Source organism: Escherichia sp. E2661 (assembly GCF_004745185.1).
Lineage (GTDB): Bacteria > Pseudomonadota > Gammaproteobacteria > Enterobacterales > Enterobacteriaceae > Escherichia.
This window is the reverse complement of the sequence record NZ_PDIG01000017.1, coordinates 131627-146688: the sequence shown is the minus strand read 5'-3', so window position 1 is coordinate 146688 and position 15062 is coordinate 131627. Positions and strand designations below refer to the sequence as shown.

Here is a 15062-nt window from a genome sequence, read left to right as displayed (position 1 = left end):
TCGCCTTTTTTTTGTCTGTAGAAAAGTAAGATGAGGAGCGAAGGCATGAAACCATATCAGCGCCAGTTTATTGAATTTGCGCTTAGCAAGCAGGTGTTAAAGTTTGGCGAGTTTACGCTGAAATCCGGGCGTAAAAGCCCCTATTTCTTCAACGCCGGGCTGTTTAATACCGGGCGCGACCTGGCACTGTTAGGCCGTTTTTACGCTGAAGCATTGGTGGATTCCGGCATTGAGTTCGATCTGCTGTTTGGCCCTGCTTACAAAGGGATCCCGATTGCCACCACAACCGCCGTGGCGCTGGCGGAGCATCATGACCTGGACCTGCCATACTGCTTTAACCGCAAAGAAGCAAAAGATCACGGTGAAGGCGGCAATCTGGTTGGTAGCGCGTTACAAGGCCGTGTGATGCTGGTGGATGATGTGATCACCGCCGGGACGGCGATTCGCGAGTCGATGGAAATTATTCAGGCCAATGGCGCGACGCTTGCTGGCGTGCTGATTTCGCTCGATCGTCAGGAACGGGGTCGCGGCGAAATTTCGGCGATTCAGGAAGTTGAGCGTGATTACAACTGCAAGGTGATCTCTATCATCACCCTGAAAGATCTGATTGCCTATCTGGAAGAGAAACCAGAAATGGCGGAACATCTGGCGGCGGTTAAGGCCTATCGCGAAGAGTTTGGCGTTTAAAAATATGCGCTGCGCAGGGTTTTTGCTGTGCGCAGCGTGATGTGCTTTAAGATATCGTGTTAATCTGCTTTCGCCAGCAGTGGCGATAGCGTTTCCGGCCTTTTGTGCCGGGAGGGTCGGCGAGTCGCCGACTTAACGCCAGTAGTTTGTCCATATACCCAAAGCCGCTTCATTGTACTTAAGTACGCTTCGCGTACGTCGCGCTGACGCGCTCAGTACAGTTACGCGCCTTCGGGATGGTTTGATGGTATTGCCGCTGTTGGTGCCTCTTTTGGCCGCCGTGATGTGGAGAGTGGAATGGATGCTACCCGGATAACCCTTCTGGCGCTCGATTTGTTCGGCTCGCCGGGCTGGAGTGCCGATAAAGAAATACAGCGGCTGTATGCGCTCAGTAATCATGTCGGACGCCATTACCGACGCATTATTCTTTCTAAGCGCCACGGTGGTCAGCGGATGCTGCTAGCCCCTGATTACTTGCTCAAAACCGTACAGCGCAACATTCTTAAGAACGTCCTTTCACAATTTCCACTTTCCTCTTTTGCTACCGCCTACCGACCGGGTTGCCCAATCGTCAGCAACGCGCAGCCACACTGCCAACAGCCGCAGATCCTGAAACTCGATATCGAAAACTTTTTCGATAGCATTAGCTGGTTACAGGTCTGGCGTGTATTTCGCCAGGCCCAGTTGCCACGTAATGTGGTAACCATGCTGACCTGGCTTTGTTGTTATAACGACGCGTTACCGCAGGGGGCACCAACTTCGCCTGCCATTTCCAATCTTGTGATGCGCTGTTTTGATGAGCGCATAGGGGAATGGTGTCAGACTCGGGGAATTACCTACACCCGCTACTGCGATGACATGACCTTTTCCGGTCACTTCAATGCCCGCCAGGTTAAAAATAAAGTGTGCGGATTGTTAGCGGAACTGGGCCTGAGCCTCAATCAACGCAAAAGCTGCCTGATAGGTGCCTGTAAGCGCCAGCAGGTAACCGGGATTGTTGTTAATCACAAACCACAGCTTGCCCGTGAAGCTCGCCGGGCGCTGCGTCAGGAGGTGCATTTGTGCCAAAAATATGGCGTTATTTCGCATCTTAGTCATCGTGGTGAACTTGATCCTTCAGGCGATCTCCACGCACAGGCAACGGCGTATCTGTATGCTTTGCAGGGAAGAATAAACTGGTTATTGCAAATCAACCCTGAGGATGAGGCCTTTAAACAGGCGAGGGAAAGTGTAAAGCGAATGCTGGTGGCATGGTAAGAAAAGCGTCAGGCAGACGTTTCTGCCTGAACGTTTAGGGGAGAATTACTGCAACTGCGCAGCAATTAGCGGCCAGCGGGCGTCAAAATCATCCGTCGGGCGGTATTTAAACTCGCTGCGGACAAAGCGTGAAAGCATACCTTCACAAAATGCCAGCAACTGGCTTGCCAGCAGCGTTTCATCGGTGGTGTAACCTTCACCCTCACGCATTCTCTTTTCACGCAATACCTGACGCAACTGCGCTTCAATACGCTCGAACAGTTGGTTGATGCGCCCTTGCAGGCGGTCTTGTTCAAACATCAGCGCATGCCCGGTAAGGATGCGGGTCAGGCCAGGATTACGCTCACCAAAACCGAGGAGCAACAACACAATCAGACGCAGGCGCGTTGTGGTGTCCTTCTCATCTTTCAGAATCAGATTGATGCGAGTAATCAGGCTATCTTCGATAAACTCAATCAGGCTATCGAACATGCGGGTTTTACTGGGGAAGTGGCGATACAGAGCCGCTTCGGAAACGCCGACAGAGGCGGCCAGTTTCGCTGTCGTGATACGTTGGCTTCCATCGCTGGATTCCAGCATCAGCGCCAGAGACTGAAGTATTTCTTCGCGACGGTTCCTTTTCGCAGTTTGTTTTTCTGCCATGTTACAAAATACCCCTGAAAATAAGCACTTGCCAGGCGGCACCCACGCTATGACCGCAAACGAAATGTTTGCGGCTATGTTATGACGTTATTTGGATGCGTATGTGTTACTGACGACCAGAGTGACCAAAGCCGCCTTCACCGCGGTCGGTGGCGTCGAAATCTTCCACCAGATTAAATTCGGCCTGTACCACCGGAACAAAAATCATCTGGGCGATACGTTCGCCAGGTTGAATGGTGAAGCTGTCCTGACCACGGTTCCACACGGAAATCATCAACTGGCCCTGATAGTCAGAATCGATCAATCCCACCAGGTTACCGAGCACGATGCCGTGCTTATGGCCCAGCCCGGAGCGCGGCAGCATCATCGCCGCCAGTGAAGGGTCGGCAATATGAATCGCCAACCCGGTAGGTACCAGGGTGGTGTCGCCCGGCGCCAGTTCTACGGCGTCGTCGAGACAGGCGCGCAGGTCAAGTCCGGCAGAACCAGAAGTGGCATAAGTCGGGAGCGGAAATTCCTTCCCAACGCGCGGGTCCAGAATCTTAACGTCGATTTTTTTCATCATAACGGGTCACGATCTCGTCGAGTAATAATTGGCCAAGGAGCTCTTTGCGCTCAAGCGGTAAGACTTTATCTCCGTCTTGCCAGAAAAGGTGTAATGCATTGCTGTCGCTGTTAAATCCTTGAGTTGGCCGGGAAACATCGTTCGCGCAGATCAGATCAAGGTTTTTACGAATACGTTTTTGCCGGGCGTATTCTTCCACATTATTTGTTTCGGCCGCAAATCCAACAACATAAGGCCTTTGGTCTTTTAGTGCGGCAACTCCGGCGACGATATCAGGGTTTTTGACCATTTTTATTGTTAATTCATCCCCCTGAGTCGCCTGCTTTTTGATTTTTTCACTGGCGACAGTGGCTGCGCGATAATCAGCCACGGCGGCGCAACCGATAAAAATATTTTGCTGCTGTACAGAGGCCTTCACAGCGGCTTCCATCTCCAGTGCGGTCATCACATCAACACGTTTAACAAACGGCGGTGTCGGTAGCGAAACCGGTCCGGAAACCAGTGTAACGTTCGCTCCGCGACGGGCAGCGGCAGCGGCGATAGCAAAGCCCATCTTGCCGGAGCTGTGATTAGAGATATAACGCACGGGATCGAGCGGTTCACGCGTCGGGCCGGCGGTAATCATAATATTCAGATGTTTCAGGTCGTTGACGGGCGAAAAATGCGCTACCGCCATATCCACAATGGTTAATGGATCGAGCATTCGCCCAGGGCCGATATCACCACAGGCCTGACTGCCGCTATCTGGCCCCCAGATCAGCAAACCACGTGAGGCAAGTACCTCTAAATTATGTTGGGTAGCCGCAGCACGATACATCTGCTGGTTCATGGCTGGCAGTACGGCAACAGGCGCAGGCGTGGCCAGGCAAATCGTTGATACCAGATCATTCGCCATCCCGGCAGCTACGCGGGCAATCAAATCAGCGGTGGCTGGGGCGAGAATCACTAAATCAGCCCATTTACCCAGCTCAATATGACCCATAGCCGCCTCGGCTGCTGGATCCAGCAGACTATCGGAAACGGGATAACCCGAAACCGCCTGCAAGCTAAGTGGGGTGATAAAGGCTTTTGCCGCTTCGGTCATGGCTACGCGGACGTCTGCTCCGCGATCGCGCAAACGACGCACCAGCTCAGGGGTTTTATAGGCAGCAATACCGCCGCTGACGCCGAGAACGATTTTTTTACCGGCCAGGCTCATGATGATTTTTCCTGTAGGGGGACACCAGAAGTTGGCGATTTTATCACAATACTTTTGTTGTCGTGCTTTCACCTGAGAATCACTTTGCGAGGCGCTTTCCAGGATTGAAAACTGGCCGTCGATTTAACCAAACGACTATGACAGCATGCGCCCTCCACAAAGGAGGTGAAGGTGAAAAACAAGGTAGAATTGTTGATGCCGCGCGAAAAAATGCTGAAGTTGGGCATTGGCGCGTTAACGGATGTTGAACTGCTGGCGTTATTTCTGCGTACGGGGACGCGCGGTAAGGATGTGTTAACCCTGGCGAAAGAGATGCTGGAGAATTTTGGGTCGCTATACGGCTTGTTATCCTCTGAATATGAACAATTTAGTGGCGTTCATGGAATTGGTGTGGCGAAATTCGCCCAGTTAAAGGGAGTTGCGGAACTGGCGCGGCGTTACTACAACGTGCGGATGCGCGAAGAAAGCCCGTTGCTCAGCCCGGAGATGACGAGGGAGTTTTTACAAAGCCAACTTACGGGAGAGGAACGAGAGATCTTTATGGTGATCTTTCTCGATTCCCAACACCGGGTCCTTACTCACAGCCGACTCTTTTCCGGCACGTTAAATCATGTGGAAGTCCATCCACGAGAAATTATTCGTGAAGCGATAAAAATAAACGCCTCGGCGCTGATCCTTGCCCATAATCACCCTTCTGGTTGTGCTGAACCCAGTAAAGCGGATAAACTCATTACCGAACGGATAATAAAAAGTTGTCAGTTCATGGATTTACGCGTGCTCGACCATATCGTGATTGGGCGTGGAGAATATGTTTCTTTTGCCGAACGCGGCTGGATTTAATCCGCTATGCGCGATCCTTCGGGATCTTTGTCTGTTCGGGACTTGAGCACATCGCCGAGTCAGCGTATACTACGCCACCTTTGAGAATCTCGGGTTTGGCATTTGGGCCTGGCAATCGAGAGTTCACATAGAACTGCGATGACCGGGCTGTAAAGCCTGACGAGGCGCCAATACCCCATACGAAGCTCGAGCTAATTTGATTTTTGGAGAATAGACATGTCCCGAGTCTGCCAAGTTACTGGCAAGCGTCCGGTGACCGGTAACAACCGTTCCCACGCACTGAACGCGACTAAACGCCGTTTCCTGCCGAACCTGCACTCTCACCGTTTCTGGGTTGAGAGCGAGAAGCGTTTTGTCACCCTGCGCGTATCTGCTAAAGGTATGCGTGTAATCGATAAAAAAGGCATTGATACAGTTCTGGCTGAACTGCGTGCCCGTGGCGAAAAGTACTAAGTACTTAGAGGAAATAAATCATGGCTAAAGGTATTCGTGAGAAAATCAAGCTGGTTTCTTCTGCTGGTACTGGTCACTTCTATACCACTACGAAGAACAAACGTACTAAGCCGGAAAAACTGGAACTGAAAAAGTTCGATCCAGTTGTTCGCCAGCACGTGATCTACAAAGAAGCGAAAATCAAATAATTTTCGCTTTGATGTAACGAAAAACCTCGCTACGGCGGGGTTTTTTGTTATCTGCCTGCCCCCATATTGACTGCATCTGTTCATTCCTGGAGATGCTATGCCTGAATTACCCGAAGTTGAAACCAGCCGTCGCGGCATAGAACCGCATCTCGTTGGTGCAACCATTCTTCATGCGGTGGTGCGCAACGGACGCTTGCGCTGGCCGGTTTCGGAAGAAATCTACCGTTTAAGCGATCAACCAGTGCTAAGTGTACAGCGCCGTGCTAAATATCTGCTGCTGGAGCTGCCTGAGGGCTGGATTATCATTCATTTGGGGATGTCTGGCAGCCTGCGCATCCTTCCAGAAGAGCTTCCCCCCGAAAAGCATGACCATGTTGATTTGGTGATGAGCAACGGCAAAGTGCTGCGCTACACCGATCCGCGTCGCTTTGGTGCCTGGCTGTGGACCAAAGAGCTGGAAGGCCACAATGTGCTGGCACATCTTGGGCCGGAGCCGCTTAGCGACGATTTCAACGGTGAGTACCTGCATCAGAAGTGCGCGAAGAAAAAAACGGCGATTAAACCGTGGCTGATGGATAACAAACTGGTGGTAGGCGTAGGGAATATCTATGCCAGCGAATCTCTGTTTGCGGCGGGGATCCATCCGGATCGGCTGGCGTCATCACTGTCGCTGGCAGAATGTGAATTGTTAGCTCGGGTGATTAAAGCGGTGTTACTGCGTTCGATTGAGCAGGGCGGTACAACGCTGAAAGATTTTCTGCAAAGCGACGGTAAACCGGGCTATTTCGCGCAGGAATTGCAGGTTTACGGGCGAAAAGGCGAGCCGTGTCGGGTGTGCGGTACGCCGATTGTGGCGTCTAAACATGCGCAGCGGGCAACGTTTTATTGCAAGCACTGCCAGAAATAATTGATGCTTGCCGGATGGCATACCATCCGGCATAAACGCTACGCTAACTTCGCCATCAGCGCCTGATGGACATTCTCCGGCAGGAAATGGGTGACATCGCCCTGATGGCGCGCCACTTCTTTAACCAGCGATGAAGAGATAAACGACCACTCTTTTGAAGGCATCAGAAACACACTTTCCAGTTCTGGCATTAAGTGGCGATTCATATGCGCCAGCTGCATTTCATATTCAAAATCTGCCACCGCACGCAGACCACGAATCAGCACAGTGGCGTGTTGATTGCGGGCGAAGTTTGCCATCAAATCGCTAAATCCGACCACTTCAACGTTTCCCAGATGCGCAGTTGCCTGTTGTGCCAGTGCCACACGTTCTTCCAGAGTAAACATCGGTTTTTTACTGGGGCTGGCGGCAATCGCCAGAATAACGTGATCGAACATCTGCGTGGCGCGCGTCACGATATCGATATGACCATTGGTAATGGGATCGAAAGTACCCGGATAAATCGCCCGTTTTTGCATAACAACCTCAATGCGTTTTCGGTGGCAGGTAAGGTTCCAGCAGTTGAAGCAGACGCTGTAGCGCGCCCTGGTTTTGATACAGCACTTCAACGGCATGACGGCCATAGAAACTACGGTAATCGGCGTCGGTGAGTAAAGAGGAAACCTCTTTTGCAAGCGTAGTGGCATCGGTGACGGTAATCAGCCCGCTTGCCTGCTCCAGCCGCGCGCAAATGTCTTTAAAGTTAAAGGTATGCGGCCCCATCAACACCGGGATAGCGTGTGCGGCGGCCTCCAGCGGATTATGCCCACCGCGTTCAACCAGTGAACCGCCAACAAACGCGAGATCGGCAATACCGTACAGCAACATCAGTTCGCCCATCGTATCGCCAACCACCACTTGTGTACTGGCGGAAGGGACCTCTCCGGAAGAGCGTGTGATATAGCTTAGTCCAGCCTGGCGGACAAGGTTAATCGCATCCGGGAAGCGTTCCGGATGACGGGGTACCAGGATGAGCAATAAATTCGGGAACTGTTGTAACAGCGCCTGATGGGCGGCAATCACTACGCTCTCTTCGCCATCATGAGTACTGGTTGCAATCCATACCGGACGATGCGGCGCCCACTGGCGGCGCAGTGTTACTGCTTTAGCGGCCAACTGCGGCGTCACTGAAATATCGAATTTCAGGCTACCGGTGACGGTGACCTGATTATTTTTTGCACCTAGCGTCACAAAGCGCGCAGCATCTTCTTCATTTTGCGCAGCAATCAGTGTTATACGGCGGAGCAAGCGACGAACAAATTTACCCAGTTTGGCGTAACCTGCGGCAGAGCGTGCAGAGAGTCGCGCATTAGCGATAACCAGTGGAATTTTACGTTTATGTAGCGCCGCAATCAGGTTAGGCCATAGTTCGGTTTCCATAATCAACACCAGTTTTGGGTCGACTTTATTCAGGAAACGGTTGAGCGCATCGGGCAGATCGTAAGGCAGATAGACGTGCTGAACATCTTTTCCAAAAGCCGATTGTACGCGCTCCGAACCAGTCGGCGTCATAGTCGTGACTGTGATTGGTAAATCAGGATAGCGATGACGCAGCGCGCGCACCAACGGGATTGCCGCCAGGGTTTCACCGACGGAGACGGAGTGCAGCATAATGCCGCCTGGTGTTAGCGGATGGCGGTAAAAACCGTAACGTTCACCCCAGCGTTTTCGATAGGCCGGAGCCTTACGTCCGCGCACCCAGAGCCGTATCCAGATTAGCGGCTGAATAAGGTAGAGAAGGGCGGTGTAAAGCAATTCGAGCATAATAAATAGCTGACTTATGGATGTGCTGGGGATTCTATGTATTTAACGGTGGCTTTACCATTACTTTTCCCGTTTTTGACTTAAATAGCTTCAGTTTGGTCTGATCTGCCGCTACATCTTCATTTTTTTTGTATTTTTATGCGAATCATTGAAACTCGGCCCCATTTTCAACTCTACATTGGCCGTACCGACATTATCGACATGCTGTTTATTATCTATTTGATTTATATGATTAAAACATATTTTGTGTATAAAAATCATTCGGGTCGGATTGCTGCGAAAGAAATGATACACTAGCACGTCAAGTAAGTGCGTTATCAGTATTCAGGTAGCTGTTGAGCCTGGGGCGGTAGCGTGCTTTTTTCTGCTTAACTTAACCAGACAATCACACAAAAGAGTCGCTAGTGGAAAAGCCATTTCGAAAAATCCTGGTCATAAAGATGCGATATCATGGAGATATGTTATTAACTACTCCTGTCATCAGTACGCTCAAGCAGAATTATCCTGATGCAAAAATCGATATGCTGCTTTATCAGGATACCATCCCTATTTTGTCTGAAAACCCGGAAATTAATGCGCTCTACGGGATAAGCAATAAAGGTGCGGGAACATTCGATAAAATTAAAAATGTGCTTTCGTTGATAAAAACTCTGCGTGCGAATAATTATGACTTGGTCATTAATCTTACGGATCAGTGGATGGTGGCGCTGCTGGTACGTTTTTTACCCGCACGGATGAAAATATCGCAACTTTATGGTCATCGGCAGCATGGCATTTGGAAAAAAAGCTTCAACACACTTAGCGCCAATACACGGCACACATATTGTTGAGCGTAATTTATCGGTCCTTGAGCCATTAGGTATTACCGATTTCTACACCGACACAACAATGAGTTACGCCGAAGATTGCTGGAAGAAGATGCGCCAGGAGTTAGATGCCCTGGGCGTAAAAGATCATTATGTTGTCATCCAACCGACAGCGCGTCAGATATTTAAGTGCTGGGATAACGATAAATTTTCTAAGGTTATCGATGCGCTGCAACAGCGAGGGTATCAGGTTGTCCTGACCTGTGGGCCTTCGGCAGATGATCTCGCTTGTGTAGATGAGATTGCACGAGGTTGCGAAACGAAACCCATTACTGGCCTTGCAGGTAAAACACGTTTTCCTGAACTAGGCGCATTAATTGATCATGCTGTGCTTTTTATTGGCGTGGATTCTGCGCCGGGGCATATTGCGGCGGCGGTGAAGACGCCAGTTATTAGCCTATTTGGGGCCACTGATCATGTATTCTGGCGCCCATGGACCGAGAATATTATTCAGTTCTGGGCGGGGAATTATCAGAAAATGCCGACCCGGCATGAACTTGACCGCAACAAAAAATATCTTTCTGTTATTCCAGCGGAAGATGTGATCGCCGCTACGGAAAAGCTGTTGCCAGAAGCTGTCCCTTCAGCTGACAGGAATGCACAATTATGATCGTGGCGTTTTGTTTATATAAATATTTTCCATTTGGTGGGCTTCAACGTGACTTTATGCGCATTGCATCAACAGTTGCCGCACGGGGCCACCATGTTCGGATCTATACGCAGTCGTGGGAAGGTGATTGCCCGAAAGCATTTGAGCTTATTCAGGTGCCAGTTAAGTCCCATACCAACCATGGACGCAATGCAGAATATTATGCCTGGGTACAAAATCATCTCAAAGCGCATCCCGCTGATCGCGTTGTTGGGTTTAATAAGATGCCAGGGTTGGATGTTTATTTTGCCGCTGATGTTTGTTACGCCGAGAAAGTTGCGCAAGAAAAAGGTTTTTTATATCGTTTAACATCACGATATCGCCATTATGCCGCATTTGAGCGAGCGACTTTCGAGCAGGGTAAATCGACGAAACTTATGATGCTGACCGATAAGCAAATCGCCGATTTCCAGAAGCATTATCAAACTGAATCTGAACGTTTTCAAATTCTTCCTCCCGGTATTTATCCGGACAGAAAATACAGCGAGCAAATCCCAAACAGTCGTGAAATTTATCGCCAGAAAAATGGCATAAAAGAGCAACAAAACTTATTACTGCAGGTTGGATCAGATTTTGGCCGTAAAGGTGTGGATCGCTCAATTGAGGCTTTGGCATCGTTACCGGAATCATTACGTCACAATACGCTTTTATTTGTTGTTGGTCAGGATAAACCGCGGAAATTTGAAGCGTTGGCAGAAAAACTCGGCGTGCGGAGCAATGTGCATTTCTTCTCTGGCCGCAATGATGTGTCAGAATTAATGGCAGCCGCTGATTTATTACTGCATCCCGCTTATCAGGAAGCCGCGGGTATCGTTCTTCTTGAAGCGATCACTGCTGGATTACCTGTTTTAACAACTGCAGTATGTGGGTATGCGCATTATATTGCAGATGCCAATTGTGGAACGGTCATTGCTGAACCTTTCTCCCAGGAACAATTAAATGAAGTTTTACGTAAAGCGTTAACTCAGTCTCCATTACGAATGGCCTGGGCGGAGAATGCTCGCCATTATGCCGATACTCAGGATTTGTATAGCCTGCCAGAGAAAGCCGCAGATATCATTACAGGTGGTTTAGATGGTTGAATTAAAAGAGCCGCTTGCCACACTTTGGCGTGGTAAAGATGCTTTTGCAGAAGTCAAAAAACTAAATGGCGAGGTCTTTCGTGAACTCGAGACGCGTCGCACATTACGCTTTGAACTGGCCGGGAAAAGCTATTTCCTCAAATGGCACAAAGGGACGACTTTAAAAGAAATTATAAAAAACCTGCTCTCATTGCGGATGCCCGTTTTAGGCGCAGACAGAGAGTGGCACGCTATTCATCGCCTGAGTGATGTTGGCGTTGATACAATGAAGGGCATTGGGTTTGGTGAAAAAGGGTTAAATCCATTAACTCGCACATCATTTATTATTACCGAAGATCTCACTCCCACGATTAGCCTTGAAGATTATTGTGCTGATTGGGCCGTTAATCCTCCAGATATACGTGTTAAACGTATGCTGATCGCGCGTGTGGCAACCATGGTGCGTAAAATGCACGCCGCAGGGATAAACCACCGCGACTGTTATATTTGCCACTTTTTGCTTCATTTGCCATTTACTGGCCGGGAAGATGAATTAAAAATTTCGGTTATCGATCTGCATCGGGCACAGATACGGGCAAAAGTACCGCGTCGTTGGCGGGATAAAGATTTAATTGGTTTGTATTTCTCATCAATGAATATTGGGCTGACGCAGAGAGATATCTGGCGATTTATGAAGGTTTATTTTGGGATGCCTTTACGTAATATATTATCTCTTGAACGGAATTTATTGAACATGGCAAGTGTTAAGGCCGAGCATATTAAAGAGCGAACACAACGTAAAGGATTATAAAAAATATTTATCAGTATGTACTGGAACTAACTTCATTATGACTATTTATTTTATAAACTGGGTTGCAGATTATGAATTAAAAATGATCCAGTACCTGAAAAAAAAGTACAAGATAAAAAATATAACAACACCAAAAAATACAACTGGGTTAATAAGAAAATTTCGAAATTAGGGATGGATAATGCATGGCTGGGACGATTATTTATCAAACATCACCTAAATGCTGTAAAAAAGGATGATATAATTATCTTTAATGACAGTGTCATTAATAAAGGTATTAACAAGCAAATATTAATAAATATTAATTGTCATAAGCTATTACTTCTAAGAAATACTGTCAACGAAGATTTTATTTTTGATAACACTAATTATTTTGATATTATCTATGATTTTGAGCATAGATTTATAGGGAATGAAAAGACCAAGGCAATAGAACAATTTTTTCCTATAGGAATGGATGAAATTAGAAATTATAGTTTATCTGACAAAAATAACAGTCAGCCAATATGTTTTTTTCTTGGTCGTGATAAAGGACGTCTTCAAATAATTAATGAATTAGCCGATAGATTAACAACACTAGGATGTAAACTGGATTTTAATGTTGTCAAAGATAAAACATCATCTCCGACTTCAAAGTATTTGATTGAAAAACAAATACCGTACGAAGAGAATATTAGAAGAACATTAAATGCTAATATAATTGTTGATATAACTAAAGAAAACCAATCTGGCTGGACTCTTCGTATACTTGAGGCACTATTTTTCAATAAAAAATTAATTACTAATAATATAAATATACTTGGCTCAGAAATCTATAGTGAGTCTCGTTTTTTTATAATAGGTCATGATGATTGGGATAAGTTAGAGTATTTTATTAACTCATCTGTTAAACCAATGGATTATGATAGTTTATATAAATTCAGCCCTGATAAAATGATGTCAACAATTGTTTCTGATTTTATAGAAAAATAAAACCGTTAAAACAGTGAGTTTTACTCAATTAATGAGAGTTTCAATGAAAATAGCATTTATCGGCGAAGCTGTTTCTGGATTTGGCGGCATGGAAACAGTCATTCGTGATGTTATTACTACCTTCAGGCAACAACATATCCAAAGTGAAATGTTTTTCTTTTGTCGTAATGATAAAATGGATAAGGGATGGCTGGAAGGTATTAAGTACTCGTGTTCATTTTCCAATATTCGCTTAGGTTTTTTGCGTCGGGCGAAACATATTCATGCTTTAAGCAAATGGCTTCAGAATTATCAGCCAGATGTTGTTATTTGTATTGACGTTATCTCGTGTTTGTATGCGGCCAAAGCACGTAAAAAATCAGGAATTGATGTGCCAGTATTTTCATGGCCGCATTTTTCTTTAGATCACAAAAAACATGCTGAATATATCACCTGTGCCGACTATCATTTAGCAATCAGCTCTGGCATTAAACAGCAAATGATTAATCGGGGTGTACCAGAATCGACGATAAATGTTATTTTTAATCCAGTCGAAGCTAAAGGCACAGTCATTCCTGCGCCTGAGGAAGGCGAAACGGCAACGTTCATTTATGTTGGGCGTATGAAATTCGAGGGCCAGAAGCGGGTTAAAGACCTCCTTGATGGCTTATCACAAGCGCAAGGTAACTGGAAACTCCATGTATTGGGTGATGGTTCCGATTTCGAAAAATGCCAGGCTTATGGTAGAGAATTAAATATTGATGATCGAATAGTCTGGTATGGTTGGCAACAACATCCCTGGGAATTGGTCCAGCAAGATATTAAAAAAGTGAGTGCATTATTGCTCACGTCATCTTTTGAAGGTTTCCCAATGACCCTACTTGAAGCCTTGTCATGGGGAATTCCTTGCATCAGCGCCGATTGTGTCTCCGGGCCTGCTGACATTATTCAACCTGATGTTAATGGTCATCTGTATCAACCGGGAGATATTGCTGGTTTTGTATCTCTTCTCAATAAATATATAGCAGGTGAAATTTATATCGAACATGAAAAAAATTCCTGCGTCGATCGATAAATTTTACCAATCGAAGTATTACGATAGATTACATAAGATAATTATTTCTGCTATTTCCCGGAGGAAATAATGCAGCAGGTGTTTTTCCAGGAAACTGAGTTTCTTAATTCAGTTATTGATTATAATCATAAAGTAGAAACAGAAAATCTTTGTCTGGACATCGCTTATGGAACTGACAAAAATTTTCTATTTGGTTGCGGAATTTCGATTGCTTCAATATTAAAGTATAATGAAGGAATTCGATTGTGTTTCCATATTTTTACTGACTATTTTGGTGATGATGATCGTAAGTATTTTGATGCCCTGGCGCTGCAGTATAAAACCAGAATTAAAATATATCTGATTAATGCTGATCGACTCCGCTCATTGCCTAGCACTAAGAACTGGACTCATGCAATATATTTTCGCTTTGTTATTGCAGATTACTTTATTAATAAGGCGTCTAAAGTCCTTTATCTGGATGCAGATATCATTTGTCAGGGGAGTATTGAGCCACTAATTAATTTCTCATTTCCTGACAATAAAGTCGCAATGGTTGTTACAGAAGGGCAAACTGACTGGTGGGAAAAACGCGCACATTCGTTAGGTGTTGCGGGAATTGCTAAAGGTTACTTTAACTCCGGTTTTTTATTGATTAATACTGACCAATGGGCTGCTCAGCAGGTTTCTGCACGAGCCATTGCAATGCTAAATGATCCAGAAATAGTCAAAAAAATAACACATCCTGATCAGGATGTATTAAATATGTTGCTGGCAGACAGACTTATTTTTGCTGATATAAAATATAACACCCAGTTTAGCTTAAACTATCAACTCAAAGAAAGTTTTACAAACCCAGTAACCAACGATACTATTTTTATCCACTATATCGGTCCAACCAAGCCCTGGCATGATTGGGCCTGGGATTATCCTGTATCACAAGCCTTTATGGAGGCAAAAAATGCTTCGCCATGGAAGAGTACGGCGTTGCTGAAACCGAACAATAGCAATCAATTAAGATATAGCGCAAAACATATGCTTAAAAAGCATAGATATCTAAAAGGATTTAGCAATTATCTTTTTTATTTTATTGAAAAGATAAAGCATTAAAACTGGGAAACTATAAAGTA

The 15062-nt window shown here is 46.4% G+C and carries 14 protein-coding genes and 3 pseudogenes; 12 read left to right on the top strand and 5 right to left on the bottom strand.

All coding sequences use genetic code 11. The features are described 5' to 3' along the window. Nucleotides 1-45 precede the first annotated feature (45 nt). Nucleotides 46-687, top strand: coding sequence for an orotate phosphoribosyltransferase (gene pyrE / locus CRI63_RS09045; protein ID WP_000806177.1), 642 nt, complete (start codon nt 46-48; stop codon nt 685-687). 297 nt (nt 688-984) lie between these two features. After that, nucleotides 985-1944, top strand: a complete 960-nt coding sequence (locus CRI63_RS09040) for a reverse transcriptase family protein (protein WP_135519276.1) — start codon at nt 985-987, stop codon at nt 1942-1944. 45 nt (nt 1945-1989) lie between these two features. Here the strand turns inward: CRI63_RS09040 and slmA are convergent, their stop codons facing one another. The 3 genes from slmA to coaBC all read right to left on the bottom strand — a co-directional run bounded on the left by slmA (nt 1990) and on the right by coaBC (nt 4349). Then, a complete protein-coding gene (gene slmA / locus CRI63_RS09035) occupies nt 1990-2586 on the bottom strand; it encodes a nucleoid occlusion factor SlmA (RefSeq protein WP_130206731.1) in 597 nt (198 codons plus the stop codon). Nucleotides 2587-2692: 106 nt separating this feature from the next. After that, nucleotides 2693-3151, bottom strand: coding sequence for a dUTP diphosphatase (dut, locus tag CRI63_RS09030; protein WP_000976070.1), 459 nt, complete (start codon nt 3149-3151; stop codon nt 2693-2695). Continuing rightward, entirely contained in the window at nt 3129-4349 is a 1221-nt protein-coding gene (gene coaBC, locus CRI63_RS09025) for a bifunctional phosphopantothenoylcysteine decarboxylase/phosphopantothenate--cysteine ligase CoaBC (RefSeq protein ID WP_135403706.1), read from the bottom strand. The genes dut and coaBC overlap by 23 nt, the downstream gene beginning before the upstream one ends. A gap of 171 nt (nt 4350-4520) precedes the next feature. Between coaBC and radC the strand changes: the two genes are divergently transcribed. The 4 genes from radC to mutM all read left to right on the top strand — a co-directional run bounded on the left by radC (nt 4521) and on the right by mutM (nt 6737). Continuing rightward, the gene (gene radC, locus CRI63_RS09020; RefSeq protein ID WP_135403705.1) at nt 4521-5189 is read left to right on the top strand and encodes a DNA repair protein RadC; all 669 of its coding nucleotides are present in this window, start codon (nt 4521-4523) and stop codon (nt 5187-5189) included. Nucleotides 5190-5405: 216 nt separating this feature from the next. Next, nucleotides 5406-5642, top strand: a complete 237-nt coding sequence (gene rpmB, locus CRI63_RS09015) for a 50S ribosomal protein L28 (RefSeq protein ID WP_000091955.1) — start codon at nt 5406-5408, stop codon at nt 5640-5642. 20 nt (nt 5643-5662) lie between these two features. Beyond that, complete coding sequence (gene rpmG, locus CRI63_RS09010; RefSeq protein ID WP_001051798.1) at nt 5663-5830, top strand: 50S ribosomal protein L33; 168 nt, start codon at nt 5663-5665, stop codon at nt 5828-5830. Nucleotides 5831-5927: 97 nt separating this feature from the next. Continuing rightward, complete coding sequence (mutM, locus tag CRI63_RS09005) at nt 5928-6737, top strand: bifunctional DNA-formamidopyrimidine glycosylase/DNA-(apurinic or apyrimidinic site) lyase (RefSeq protein WP_130222440.1); 810 nt, start codon at nt 5928-5930, stop codon at nt 6735-6737. A gap of 38 nt (nt 6738-6775) precedes the next feature. On the opposite strand, the gene coaD is transcribed toward mutM, so the two are convergent. Then, nucleotides 6776-7255 carry a pantetheine-phosphate adenylyltransferase gene (gene coaD, locus CRI63_RS09000; RefSeq protein WP_001171866.1) on the bottom strand — a complete coding sequence of 160 codons (480 nt, stop codon included), beginning with the start codon at nt 7253-7255 and terminating at the stop codon, nt 6776-6778. 7 nt (nt 7256-7262) lie between these two features. Next, nucleotides 7263-8540, bottom strand: a complete 1278-nt coding sequence (waaA, locus tag CRI63_RS08995) for a lipid IV(A) 3-deoxy-D-manno-octulosonic acid transferase (RefSeq protein WP_130215160.1) — start codon at nt 8538-8540, stop codon at nt 7263-7265. Nucleotides 8541-8944: 404 nt separating this feature from the next. Here waaA and rfaQ point away from each other — a divergent pair. The 6 genes and pseudogenes from rfaQ to waaO all read left to right on the top strand — a co-directional run bounded on the left by rfaQ (nt 8945) and on the right by waaO (nt 15042). Then, a pseudogene (gene rfaQ / locus CRI63_RS08990) lies at nt 8945-10016 on the top strand (lipopolysaccharide core heptosyltransferase RfaQ). After that, nucleotides 10013-11137: a lipopolysaccharide glucosyltransferase I gene (rfaG, locus tag CRI63_RS08985; RefSeq protein WP_130258375.1), complete on the top strand. Its 1125-nt coding sequence runs from the start codon at nt 10013-10015 to the stop codon at nt 11135-11137. Before rfaQ ends, rfaG begins: the two are co-directional and overlap by 4 nt. Beyond that, nucleotides 11130-11927 (top strand): lipopolysaccharide core heptose(I) kinase RfaP, encoded by a 798-nt coding sequence (gene rfaP / locus CRI63_RS08980; protein ID WP_130222434.1) that lies wholly within the window; start codon nt 11130-11132, stop codon nt 11925-11927. The genes rfaG and rfaP overlap by 8 nt, the downstream gene beginning before the upstream one ends. Before the next feature lie 37 nt (nt 11928-11964). Then, a pseudogene (rfaS, locus tag CRI63_RS08975) lies at nt 11965-12899 on the top strand (LPS core biosynthesis protein RfaS). A gap of 43 nt (nt 12900-12942) precedes the next feature. After that, a pseudogene (waaB, locus tag CRI63_RS08970) lies at nt 12943-14023 on the top strand (lipopolysaccharide 1,6-galactosyltransferase). Continuing rightward, a complete protein-coding gene (gene waaO, locus CRI63_RS08965) occupies nt 14023-15042 on the top strand; it encodes a lipopolysaccharide 3-alpha-galactosyltransferase (protein WP_135519271.1) in 1020 nt (339 codons plus the stop codon). The pseudogene waaB and the gene waaO overlap by 1 nt, the downstream one beginning before the upstream one ends. Nucleotides 15043-15062 lie beyond the last annotated feature (20 nt).

Bases quoted from the DNA above. Each gene is read 5' to 3' on its own strand.
- coaD (WP_001171866.1), bottom strand. From the start codon at position 7,255: ATGCAAAAACGGGCGATTTATCCGGGTACTTTCGATCCCATTACCAAT.
- rfaP (WP_130222434.1), top strand. From the start codon at position 11,130: ATGGTTGAATTAAAAGAGCCGCTTGCCACACTTTGGCGTGGTAAAGAT.
- waaO (WP_135519271.1), top strand. From the start codon at position 14,023: ATGCAGCAGGTGTTTTTCCAGGAAACTGAGTTTCTTAATTCAGTTATT.
- pyrE (WP_000806177.1), top strand. From the start codon at position 46: ATGAAACCATATCAGCGCCAGTTTATTGAATTTGCGCTTAGCAAGCAG.
- rpmG (WP_001051798.1), top strand. From the start codon at position 5,663: ATGGCTAAAGGTATTCGTGAGAAAATCAAGCTGGTTTCTTCTGCTGGT.
- CRI63_RS09040 (WP_135519276.1), top strand. From the start codon at position 985: ATGGATGCTACCCGGATAACCCTTCTGGCGCTCGATTTGTTCGGCTCG.
- rfaG (WP_130258375.1), top strand. From the start codon at position 10,013: ATGATCGTGGCGTTTTGTTTATATAAATATTTTCCATTTGGTGGGCTT.
- coaBC (WP_135403706.1), bottom strand. From the start codon at position 4,349: ATGAGCCTGGCCGGTAAAAAAATCGTTCTCGGCGTCAGCGGCGGTATT.
- waaA (WP_130215160.1), bottom strand. From the start codon at position 8,540: ATGCTCGAATTGCTTTACACCGCCCTTCTCTACCTTATTCAGCCGCTA.
- slmA (WP_130206731.1), bottom strand. From the start codon at position 2,586: ATGGCAGAAAAACAAACTGCGAAAAGGAACCGTCGCGAAGAAATACTT.
- rpmB (WP_000091955.1), top strand. From the start codon at position 5,406: ATGTCCCGAGTCTGCCAAGTTACTGGCAAGCGTCCGGTGACCGGTAAC.
- mutM (WP_130222440.1), top strand. From the start codon at position 5,928: ATGCCTGAATTACCCGAAGTTGAAACCAGCCGTCGCGGCATAGAACCG.
- dut (WP_000976070.1), bottom strand. From the start codon at position 3,151: ATGATGAAAAAAATCGACGTTAAGATTCTGGACCCGCGCGTTGGGAAG.